An 11,945-nucleotide genomic window follows, 5' to 3' on the forward strand; every position below is an offset into this window, starting at 1 on the left:
AGTCTCTTCAACTAATTAAATTTCAAAACAATAAGGAATTGCCAATAAATTTAGACAGCAAAAGAGAGAGGAGGTGCTCGACCTTGAGGGATCAGAAATAATTGCTTTAAAAGAAAGAAGATATGAAAGAAAGCTTCTTTAAAAGCTAATAACCGAACTTGAATTCTCACGACTACTTCTTTAACACCCATGTCTGGTAGTGGAACGACATGTGCGTAAACAACACAGTACTGACATTGATGATTTGCATCGTGATGATGGCTAGATGAAGTTTTTTGTTCAAGATTTGCATGATTAAGCTTTTCAGTATCATGATTAGCTAAATCCAGCTCTTGATGAGAGTGATTATGCGTAGAATGATCTGAGCTATGCTTATGGTAAGAAGTATCTAATTGAAGTGCATAGACAATAGTTTCACAGACAGGAGAAATTTGATATTTCTCTGGAAGCAAAGGCTGTATAAAAACAGCAATCTGTAACAAGATTGCTGAGAATGCGAGCAATCTTCCTAAAACCATGATCACTTAGATTGTCTCAATTATCCAAGTAAGATGGTTAGATTGTAGCAGAATTACTATTTATTAAAAGTATAAGCGATATTAATTTAATAGTTTTGATTTAATCCAGCGTAATAATTTTTAGGATAAAGTAAAAATAATTGATTTCAATCTGAATCAATTCAGATTGAAATCGTGCATGATTAATTTTGCTCTAAAAAAATAATGATTAAAATTTATAAAGTAAAGTAGATGAATGTATTTTCACGACATTGTAGGGATATTTATTAACTGGCCCTTTAACGGAGATGAAATTTTGTGACTGAGTATATTCTTGAATTGATTTAAGCAAACTCATTGCTTCTCGAGATAAGGGGGATATGGTTTTCTTTTTCCGCCTTCATCTGCTCTTTAGAAATAACCGAGATATTATGCTTAGGTGGAAATTACCCTTTAGATCCTGAAAAAATTGGATTTCCAAACTTAATTAGATCTTAAGAACTTAAATTTATCCTGAGAGAAAATATTTTTGAGGGTAGATCAGTGAGTCAACAAGTGAGTGTATTACGAAATAATAAAATATTTCTCAGTATTTGCACATTGGTCTTGGTAATTTTAGGAGTTTGGTGGGCGAGCAGTTCACTATTTAATAAAAATAAAGCGGAAAAATCAAAGCCACAAAATGTAACCGCCAATGAAACAGAAACCATAGATGTCTCTGGTAATCAGATTTTAATTTCGCCCACACAGATTCAACAGGCAGGTATTCAATTACAAACTTTAGGACAAGCGACAAGTGATGTACAACTTGCACTGACTTTGCAGGGGCAAGCGCAGTGGTCACCTCAAAGTAAAGTGGTCTTAACCAGCCCGATAGCGGGGATAGTTCAACAGGTACTGGTGCAACCTTTAGCAGAAGTTGGTCTCCATAGTCCTGTACTGGCCATTCATAGCCCTGATTTAATTCAGATTCAAAATGAAATTTTACAAATTCGTGCACAACTGCAATTGGCCAGCCAAAATTTGGCACGTGAACGCAGTTTATATGCTGAAGGGATTATTGCTGAAAAACGTGTACAGGAAGCCCAGAATGTAGTGCAACGACTGAATATTGATTTGAGTGCCAAGCAACGCATGTTGCAGTTTATGGGAGGAAGTAGCAGTCAGGGACTGAATTCCGTAGTGTATGTTAAAAGTCCCGCCAAAGGTAGTGTAGAAAGTTTACAGGTATCTGCAGGTCAATATGTAGAAACCGGCGCAGTACTGGGTCAGTTGGTGAATAGTGATCTACCTTTGCAATTAATGTTGCAAGCCCCTTTAGCGGATAGCAAATATATCCAGATTGGCGATCTGGTTAAAGTTGAGGGGTGTGAAATTACTGGGCAGGTACAAAAAATTGCACCAGCACTTTCAGACAATACGCAATCTCAAAATATTTTAGTTCAGATGAATGCCAAGGATAACTGTTTAAAAGTACAACAGTTTATTAAAGCGAATATTCAAAGCCATAACCCGACAACAGAAACTGCATGGGTAATACCAAGTACTGCCTTGACTTTAAAAGATAACAAGCACTTCATTTTTATCAAAAATCAAAATGGTTTCTTTGCAATGCCGGTGGAATTGGTGGGTGCGAACCAGCAGCAAAGTCATGTGATTGGAAACACATTAAAACCTGGAACTCAAGTTGCTGTGAATGGTGTCGAACGTCTAAAAGCCATTTGGTCAGGTTTCGGTGCAGAGCAGGCACCACCTGCCAGTAGTAGCACTGTGATGAAATGAGGTTAGGCACATGTTAAAACGTATTATTGCATTTTCACTGAGTCAACGAATCCTAATGCTGTTATTGGGTGTGGCAATCAGTGTTGCAGGTTATTTGGCATTTACAAAATTGCCGATTGATGCCTTTCCCGATGTATCAAGCACACAGGTTCAAATTGTGATGAAATCTCCTGGCATGACGCCAGAAGAGGTGGAAAGCCGTATTGTGGTACCGATAGAACAGGAAATGTTGGGAATCCCTCATCAGACTGTATTACGTTCACAATCTAAATATGCCATTGCAATCATTACCCTGGATTTTGCAGAAGGGACAGATCCTTATTGGGCCCGACAACAGGTCAATGAGCGTTTGACTGGAGTCATGCCAGCTTTGCCTGGCAATGCCTCTGGCGGGATTGCGCCTATGACGACGCCATTAGGTGAATCTTTTATGTTCACTTTACATGGCCCTATGAGTGATATGGAAAAACGAACTTTGCTCGATCGAGTAGTCCGTCCACAGCTCAGAAAAATTGAAGGGGTAGCGGATGTCAATGTCCTGGGTGGTTTGGCACGTACCTTTGAAGTGACACCCAACCTGGATGCTCTGGCATCAAGAGGTCTATCTCTTGATCAGTTAAAACAAGCAATTGAATTAAATAATGCAAGTGACGGTGCCGGTCGTCTGAATGAAAATGGAGAATCATTACTGATTCGTAGCGATAGTCGTGTCACCAATTTACAAGAGCTGGGTGAGATTATTGTTTCCAATCATCAAGGGACACTGGTGAAAGTGAAGGACATTGCCGATGTCCATACCGGTGCACTTACCCGTTACGGGGCAGTGACCGAAAATGGTCAGGGTGAAGCTGTTCAAGGGATTGTCCTTACTTTAAAAGGCGCCAATGCACGTCAGGTTGTGCAAAGTGTGCGTGAACATTTGCAGGACATTGAGAAAAACTTACCCCCGGGCGTTACGATAAAGCCTTTTTATGACCGTGGTGAACTGGTGAATCGTGCCATTCATACCGTGAGTAAAACCTTGATCGAGGCGATTGTACTGGTCCTGATTTTATTGCTGTTATTTTTAGGCAATTTAAGAGCCGCTTTGGTTGTTGCCGCGATTTTACCTTTATCTGCGTTGAGTACCTTCTTAATGATGCGTCAGTTTGGATTAAGTGCCAACCTGATGTCATTGGGTGGTTTAACCATTGCTATTGGTTTGCTGGTCGATGCGGCTGTTGTGGTGGTGGAAAATATCGAAATGCAACTGGCAGATGCGCACGAGTCCAAACACCGTTTGTTTTTACCGTCGCTGAACGTCATTTATCGCGCGGTTTGTGAGGTGGCGGTGCCGGTGACCGCAGGAATGATCATTATTATGCTGGTCTTCATTCCGTTGATGACGTTGCAGGGTCTGGAAGGGAAGCTTTTCTCTCCGGTGGCGCTGACCATTGTCTTTGCACTGTCGAGCTCACTGATTTTTTCATTAACAATTATTCCGGTGCTGTGTTCTTATTTTTTGAAATCTCAAGCACATCACACGCCGTATATTGTTGCTAAGCTGGAACAGGCATATAGCAAGGTATTAAATGCAAGTTTAGCTCATCCGAAACGTGTTTATGCTTTGGCCGGAGGTGCTTTGGTGGTTGCTGCACTTATTTTCCCACTCATTGGTAAGTCTTTTATGCCAACCATGGATGAAGGTGACACCATATTGCAGCTGGAAAAAATGCCATCGATCAGTCTGCAAAATTCAATTGCACTTGATCTGGATATTCAAAAAAGAATTCTAAAACAAGTTCCAGAAGTGGCCCGCATTGTGGCAAGAACAGGCTCGGATGAACTGGGCCTGGACCCCATGGGCTTAAATGAAACTGATAGCTTTGTCATTTTGAAACCGCAAGATCAGTGGCAGGGACAAAGTAAGGAGCAGATTTTAGCCAAAGTTCGCCATGTATTGGCTGACGTTCCTGGAGTCAATCTGACCTTTAGTCAGCCGATTGAAATGCGGACCTCAGAAATGTTATCAGGTGTACGTGGAGATTTAGCAGTCAAAATTTTTGGTACCGATTTAGACCAGCTAAATCAGCTGTCTAAGCAAATTTCTACCGTTCTACAAGGGATCAAAGGCAGTGAAGATGTCATGACGTTGGAAAATTCCGGGGTCCAATATCAGGAATTACGTATTCGTCGTGATATGGCTGTTCGCAATCAGCTAGATAGTCAAAGCATACAGGCACAACTCAAAATGCTCATCGAAGGGCAGCAAATTAGTTCGATTATTGAACAGGGTCGACCGGTTCCGTTGATGATCAAAGGTGATCTGCGTCTGGGGCAATCCAGTTTTGCCCTTGCAAATATGAATTTACCTGTTGAAAACTCAGCGGCTGTACCATTGTCCTCTTTAGCAGAAATGGTCAAGACTGAAGGTGTCGTTAAAATTGACCGGGAAAATGCTTCAAGAATGTCCGTTGTCCGTGCCAATGTGCGTGACCGCGACCTGGTCGGTTTTGTCGAGGAAGCAAAACAGCAGGTTGCCCAGAGAGTTAAATTACCGGCAGGATATTCATTGAAATGGGGTGGCCAGTTTGAAAATCAACAACGTGCAGCAGCGCGTCTGATGCTGGTTGTCCCTGCAGCGTTGACCATGATTTTTTTCCTACTCTTTACAACTTTAGGTTCTGTTCGTCAGGCAGTACTGGTTTTTGTGAATATTCCCTTTGCTTTAATTGGTGGAGTCGTGGCCTTAGCCATTACCGGTGAATATTTATCGGTGCCTGCTTCGGTCGGATTTATTGCATTAATGGGGATTGCTGTACTGAATGGTTTGGTGATGATCGGTTATTTTAACCAGCTCATTTCACGCGGCATTGCAATTGAAGAGGTGGTTCGTGAGGGAGCTATGCGACGTTTACGTCCAGTGATGATGACTGCAAGTATCGCGGCTTTGGGTTTAATTCCCTTGCTCTTTACCACTGGGCCAGGTGCTGAAATTCAGCGTCCATTAGCGATCGTGGTAATTGGCGGGTTAATTTCCTGCACCTTACTGACGCTGATTTTACTTCCTAACTTGTTTAAACAATTTGGTTTAGTGCGAGATATTCATGTCTGAAATGTGCCAACTCTCTATCAACATCTCCAGTGATATTGCGGAAGAATTAATGAGCCATTTATGGCTCATTCCCGAGATTGTGACAGGATGTACCTGTATCCCGGCACAAGGTTTCGGTAGCCACCAACATTATCGCAACATTCAAGAAAAAATTCGGGGTGCAACTGAGCGTAATTTGATTCTGTTGATTTTACCCCTCGCAACTGTACCTTTAATTTTAGCCCATATCCAAAAGAAATTTAAATCAAGTGACTGTTTCTATTGGGTATTACCAACCATAGCATCGGGTTATGCTGGTCAAGGAAAGGTGAACGAATGAAACCAGAGATAGCTACTCAACCCCGTTTGCTGGGTAAAGCCTTATGTTTAATAGGCTTGGGCTGTTGTGTGATGATGGCTTCTGTCGTCTCCGCGGAACCCGCTTTGGATCAGGTCTTGCCACCACTCGATGCGATCAAACAGAGCTTGTCACAGCATCCAACTGTTCGGTCGGCAGTCTCGGATCAGGACTATGCCAATTTTGCAGGACAAGGGCTAAAACTGGGCCATCCCTGGACCGTACGTGCGGGGATGCAGCTTCGTAACACCGATGCCCAGGATGGTCAAACAAAGTCCAATAGTTATGAGCCGAACTTTGGTGTTGAAAAGCAGATTCGTTTGCCTGGCAAATACCGGCTGGATCAGGATTTGGCGCAACGAGGGATGAGTATTGCAGAATTAAAATATGAAGATGCCAAACATGAAGTTGCCAAAACCTTGCTGAATCAGTGGTTTGCCTATATGCGTAGTGCTTTGCAATTGACCCGCTTAGAGGAACAGCAGGCAAGAATACAACACTATATGCAAATGACCCAGCAGCGTATCCGTGCTGGAGATGCCCCACGACTGGAACTGATGCTGCTCAGCAATGAATCTCGGCAAATCGAAGAACAATATATGCAGGCTAAAACAGCTTACTACCAAGAACAGCAGCTATTGTCACGTGATTATCAGGGGAAAATTCCAGAACACTGGAGCAGTGATGTCATCAAAATTCGCCCACTCGAATATACACAGACTGAATGGATACAGCAGGTTTTGTCTGCTAACCATGAGCTTGAGTTGGCCAAAACGCAGGCAGCACAGCAAGATGCGTTAGTCAAAAGAGAGAAACTCAATCGGGTAGCTAATCCTACGGTCGGAGTGGGCTATAGTCGTGAGCAGTCAGGCATTGAAAATTTGATGAGTGTGAGCGTTTCAATTCCACTCGCCAGTCGGCAAGTGCGGATAGCTTCTGGTATGGCCATGGCGGAAGCTCAAAAGGCCAATTTTGAGATCGGACGAGTAGAAAACCGTTTGCGTCAGGAAACGCAATACTGGTTCACGCAGATGGAGTCGGCAACTGTACGGAGTGAGCAGGCTCAACAGAATTTGGCACAGTTACAGCAACAACATGGATTGATGCAAAAAGCATATAAGCTCGGTGAATTGAGTTTAAATGAACTGTTACTCCATTCGCAGCAACTGGTTGATGCGCGTGGTCGAATTGATCAAGCCAAAATTGATTATGCAGAAAGCTTGAGTTTGCTATTGCTGAATTCACATCAACTATGGCCTTTACATGAGGATCATCAGGCAGAGTAAAATATAGTAGAGTGCTGATACATCAATGCCCTGTGTGGTCATTATTCGGCTGGTATTCTGTCTTTTTGGGGCAAGAGTATAGCTGATTACTTAATTGAGCAGCACGGTAAAATCTTGATAAAATAGTATTTTACGAAAATATTTCGGTGCTATGTCTTTCAGAATTCAGCTATAGCTGTCGTTTTCACGGAAATAAAATTTAGGCTTGCAAGAAGTAGAATGAGAGGGGGAGCTCAGACGTGAGAATATTGTTAGTTGAAGACGATGTCTTACTGGCTAAGGCGACAGCACGGGGCTTAGACCAAGCGAATTTTGTTGTTGATATCGCCACCACAGCAGAACAAGCCTATCATTTTTTGGCGAGTTATGATTATCAGTTTATTTTGCTTGATTTAGGTTTGCCAGACAGGAATGGATTGGAAATTTTAAAGTCACTGCGTCGTAAAAAGAATAAAGTAGGCGTTATTATTTTGACTGCTCAGGATAAAATTCAGGAGCGAATTTCCGGTTTAGATGCTGGGGCAGATGATTTTGTAGTTAAACCCTATGATTTGTATGAAGTTATTGCACGGATTCAAGCAGTATTACGCCGTATTTCAGGAGAAGTGAGTGATTTGATTCAGATTGGCAATATTGCGGTTAATAAAGCGACTAAACAGGTACTGAGAGATCACACTGAAGTTGAATTAACCCCGAAAGAGTTTCACTTGCTAGAACTATTTATCCTTAACCGTGGCCGGATCATTTCACGGGAGAGTATAGAAAACTCATTTTATGCCTATGATGCAGATGTGAGCAGTAATGTGATACAGGTTTATATTCATAATTTACGGCGTAAGCTGGGAAAAAATATCGTGCGCACTGTACAAAGCTTTGGATATATTATGGATGAAAATTATTAATGGCCAATTTCATTCGCAGTTATTCACTGACCAGACGTCTATCATTTATTTTAATGGTCATCACCGCCAGTGTCTGGGTGGGTAGTTTAGGTTGTATTTACTGGGGAATGCAGCGTACCGCGAACAATATTTTTGATAAATCACTGGCTGAAACAGCCCATGCTTTACTTTCGACTACTTCAAGTTCACTGGCGGGGCAAATCCCGGATCATACGGTCATCGAGAAAGCTCAAGGGGAGCATTATAATCAGATTATTTTCCAGATCTGGCATCGTAATGGCAAGTTGATTTATCGTTCGGTTGGCGTTGGCACACATCCGTTTGTCCAGCAAGCCAACTTTGGCTGGATTCAGATTCGTAATAAAACCTATCGCAGTTATTCGGTTTGGGACAGCACCCACACTATACAAGTACAAATTGCACAGGTTTGGACGATCCGTCAGGATATCCAGAGAGATATGTTGTTATTTTTAATAGGGATTTCAGCATTTTTTTTACCATTACTGTCCTGGCTGATTTTACAGACCATACGCAGCCATCTTTCTACTGTGTTCAGCATCAGTCAAAACTTGGAAAAGCAGTCGATTGAGCATTTAAAACCTATTAATCTTGTCGTACCCAAAGAAATCGAACCTTTGGTGAATTCATTAAATACATTATTGAGTGAAATTGCAGAAAGTTTGCAACGTGAAAAACGTTTCACCTCAAATGCAGCTCATGAGTTACGTACACCTCTAGCTGCGATCCGCCTGCATGCACAAGTTTTGCAGAGCGCACGTTCTACCGAGGAGGCGCGAGAAGCAACTGAGGACATCATGATTGGCATTGATAAAACCTCGCGAATGATTACGCAGTTACTAACCTTGGCACGGATTGAACCCAATGCTCATCAAGCTCAAGGCTCGGTTGATCTCGTTAATGTGATTCAAAGTACCCTTGCGATGATGGATTTTCAGCTTCGTCAGGCAAAGATTGACTTACAGTTACAACTGGAGTCGGCCCTGGTCATGGCACAAATGGATCAATTGGAAATTATGCTCCGTAATCTTTTAGAGAATGCCATCATCTATCGTAGTTATGAACGCCCGTGTGTCATAAAAATCAGTTGTGGCTGTGTTAAAAATTATAGCTTTGTGCAGATTGAGGATAATGGAATTGGTTTGGATGAAGCACAAATACCGCTGATTTTCCAAAGATTCTATAGGGTGAATCAGAACAGTGTCATTATTGGTAGTGGTCTCGGCTTATCGATTGTTAAGCAAATTGTCGATTTATATCACGGAAAAGTTGAGTTACGTCGGACAAATGCTATTGGTGGTCTTATGGTTAGGATTGAATTTAACCAGCAGAACTAAATAATGACGCTATTTAATGGGCTGAGAACTAGTTTTTAAAATTGAAGATTGGGGTGCCATAACTACTTATGGCTATATAGCGACAGAGGTAAAAAAGCCTACTGTCCTACACTCATATATTGCAGCATAAGTCTGATAAAAGCAGTAATATAACTTATGCCACTTAAAGTGAGGGTGATATTAGAGTCTGTAACTCATTTTGTGTAAGTCCGATTTTTTATAAATGATCATTTAATCAACCATCGAAATGAATAGTAAATCAATTCATTGCTTAAAGTCATGAGTAGTAATGCCACATAAGATTGGCAATGTCTATTTCTTAGCAAGATTTAATGTTACGAAGTAAATTACTTCTTTCTTCACAGAATCATCGGAAGAAAAGATTTTTCTTTTCTTGATTGACGGATCACACTATTCAATGACTCATTTGTATAAATTGTATGATGTACTTTAGCAGGATAGCTAATGTCTCCTCTGATACAATGGTTTTCCCTGAAGGTAGTATATGTCACAAATTCACCAATCTTTACATAATGTAAAAGTCTTTTGGAAGCACAATAAGGGGTCATCAGATACTTAAAATAGCGTCCAGTAATTATCCAGTCTTTAATAAAACTTTCTCTATCTCTAAAATCAAATTTTTTTCTAAAAGTGATTTATGTAAATCTTTTTCTGTGAGCAATTGAGAATGAATAAAGCGTAAATCATCTTGGGACAATGTATCCCATTGATTAGGCTTTAAGTATTCTGATTTTTGGGGTATTAATTTAACAATATCACTTGATGAATAGCTATCAGCAGATAATAAGTTAAAAATAATTGGAATAATCTGTTGGCGTGAAGCTGTCGGCTGCTCTTGATATGCAGTCTTGATACATTCGATCAGGTGTTGGGGCTTATATTCATCTTTGAACATAGTATAAATACGACGCTCATCCTCAGTAACCAATTGTCTAAAAAAATCTTCTGATGATTTATCAACAGGTATACTTTTGATTTTTTGTTGAAGATCAAAAATTTTACGATCCATATCAGGGATAACTAAATCAGAATAGCGTGAAATTTTCTCAATATTTCCTGATCGTAATGCATCTAGCATGGGGTGTACAGGTTTCAATTCTTCATTATAAATTTGTTGCAGCAGCTTAGATGTAATTCGTTCCTTATTTGTTGCAATAGCTCTTAATTGGGCAAGAACAAATAACTTAACTACAATATCAATAATGCCTTGGCTCAAGTCATACCAAATATGTCGAATATCATCTGATAGGAACTCATCTCTTTGGTTAAGTAATTGCTGTTTCCAAAGCTTATCTGTAAAAGCTATCCATTCAGGGTTAAGCTGATTATCAATGTATTCTTGTAATGGCTCCCAGAAAATAGCTCCAAAACCAGCTCCTCTACGTGCTGAGCGAAAGTCAGCCTCAAAAATTTCTCTGGCTTTAGGTGTACCAATTAACATGATAGGTACACCAATAGTATTTACCATAGTGACAAAGAAATTTAACATTTCTTGAGGGCCACCAGATTTTGAGCGACTTAAATGCTGGATCTCATCAATGACCAATAGCCCTAATGCATGAGCATTCGCTAGTTGTGACATTTTAGTGAGTAATGCCTGAATGTTGTAGCGTTTTAGCCCATATTGCTTCTCATATTGAGTATCAAGGACTTGATCTAATGCTCGGAAGAAATTTAAGCAAATTTCTTTTAAGGAACCATTATGTGAACAATCAATTAGTGTAAACGACTTGCTCAATATTTAGATCAGGGTGATAAATAACTTGAGGATAGGCTGAAAGAGTTCTAATTAATGACGTCGTTTTTCCGTATCCAGAACAGCCAATCAGAACCATACTTTGAGCTGTTGATTTCACACTTTCAAATCTAAAAGCTTGAAGATCACCTTTCTGTATGCGCTCGTATCCGTTTTGTAGGTGTTTTTGAAGATCACCTGTACGTGGATTCCTTCTGACATACCCTCCACGAATCATCAATGAAATTCTTTCTGTTAAAAGGATGTGGTTATTAAGTGGTTGGAAAAACTCATCACTAAGACGAGCAATTGAATGGGAGCGGACGACTCGTGGGGCATTGAGATCTTGAAGAGAAGGGTCTGAACTAGATCTTAAATGACGAGTCTGAGTATAAGCTTCCAGTAAAGGAGGTAAAGCTTCAATGAATGGGTTGCCCTTATAGGCAGGAACACCTGTATCTTGGTAAACAGCTTGAACTTTTAATGGATGCATGAAAATTTACTCCTCATCATCACTGAATAGTCCAGGAGAGAATGGGAGACTATAGTCATCATCTTCTACTGATTTATTAAACTTTATAATATTAGCCATTTGTTGACTTTCTGGTAAAGGTGTTAAATTAGTTTCTTGCCTTTGTTCCTTTTTATTGGCTCGAATTTGGCTAATTCTTTCACGGCTTGATTGAGTTGATTTAGGAGTTTGCTTTTTGGCGTTATCAATGATTGCCTGAACTGATCTTTTAAAGGCGATACTGTGTGGAGTTTCTGCATGTTTAGCATTCGCTTGCGCATATTTCTCAAGATATTGCTTATCCCAAACCTCCGAGAAACTCATATTTGCATAAGCACGACTCCGAATATTTAAGGAACAAGTCCCATAGGATTGGCTAGCAGAATTTGGGAAAAGATAGATTTTATTTGTGTTTTGAAGGTCAT

At 40.5% G+C, this 11,945-nt stretch carries 8 protein-coding genes and 2 pseudogenes; 6 read left to right on the forward strand and 4 right to left on the reverse strand.

Features of this window, described 5'->3' with window-relative positions:
* Positions 1 to 50 precede the first annotated feature (50 nt).
* Complete coding sequence (locus tag G0028_RS00740) at positions 51 to 518, reverse strand: DUF2946 domain-containing protein (RefSeq protein ID WP_180047500.1); 468 nt, start codon at positions 516 to 518, stop codon at positions 51 to 53.
* 522 nt (positions 519 to 1,040) lie between these two features.
* Here G0028_RS00740 and G0028_RS00745 point away from each other — a divergent pair.
* From G0028_RS00745 to G0028_RS00770, 6 genes are all read left to right on the forward strand, one after another.
* Complete coding sequence (locus G0028_RS00745) at positions 1,041 to 2,279, forward strand: efflux RND transporter periplasmic adaptor subunit (protein WP_130075496.1); 1,239 nt, start codon at positions 1,041 to 1,043, stop codon at positions 2,277 to 2,279.
* 10 nt (positions 2,280 to 2,289) lie between these two features.
* Complete coding sequence (locus G0028_RS00750) at positions 2,290 to 5,373, forward strand: efflux RND transporter permease subunit (protein ID WP_180047498.1); 3,084 nt, start codon at positions 2,290 to 2,292, stop codon at positions 5,371 to 5,373.
* Positions 5,366 to 5,692 carry a DUF3240 family protein gene (locus tag G0028_RS00755; RefSeq protein WP_092692960.1) on the forward strand — a complete coding sequence of 109 codons (327 nt, stop codon included), beginning with the start codon at positions 5,366 to 5,368 and terminating at the stop codon, positions 5,690 to 5,692. Before G0028_RS00750 ends, G0028_RS00755 begins: the two co-directional genes overlap by 8 nt.
* A complete protein-coding gene (locus tag G0028_RS00760; protein WP_130075494.1) occupies positions 5,689 to 6,996 on the forward strand; it encodes a TolC family protein in 1,308 nt (435 codons plus the stop codon). The genes G0028_RS00755 and G0028_RS00760 overlap by 4 nt, the downstream gene beginning before the upstream one ends.
* Positions 6,997 to 7,235: 239 nt before the next feature.
* A complete protein-coding gene (locus G0028_RS00765; RefSeq protein ID WP_092692964.1) occupies positions 7,236 to 7,898 on the forward strand; it encodes a response regulator in 663 nt (220 codons plus the stop codon).
* Positions 7,898 to 9,253: an ATP-binding protein gene (locus G0028_RS00770; protein WP_130075493.1), complete on the forward strand. Its 1,356-nt coding sequence runs from the start codon at positions 7,898 to 7,900 to the stop codon at positions 9,251 to 9,253. Before G0028_RS00765 ends, G0028_RS00770 begins: the two co-directional genes overlap by 1 nt.
* A 315-nt stretch (positions 9,254 to 9,568) precedes the next feature.
* Here G0028_RS00770 and G0028_RS00775 read toward each other — a convergent pair.
* The 3 genes and pseudogenes from G0028_RS00775 to G0028_RS00785 all read right to left on the reverse strand — a co-directional run.
* A pseudogene (locus G0028_RS00775) lies at positions 9,569 to 9,786 on the reverse strand (IS256 family transposase); the annotation flags it as partial.
* Between the two features lie 62 nt (positions 9,787 to 9,848).
* Positions 9,849 to 11,502 (reverse strand): annotated as a pseudogene (locus G0028_RS00780) (AAA family ATPase).
* Positions 11,503 to 11,508: 6 nt separating this feature from the next.
* Positions 11,509 to 11,844 carry a hypothetical protein gene (locus G0028_RS00785; protein WP_180047497.1) on the reverse strand — a complete coding sequence of 112 codons (336 nt, stop codon included), beginning with the start codon at positions 11,842 to 11,844 and terminating at the stop codon, positions 11,509 to 11,511.
* Positions 11,845 to 11,945 lie beyond the last annotated feature (101 nt).

Origin of the sequence: Acinetobacter piscicola, assembly GCF_015218165.1 — a bacterium.
GTDB lineage: Bacteria > Pseudomonadota > Gammaproteobacteria > Pseudomonadales > Moraxellaceae > Acinetobacter > Acinetobacter piscicola_A.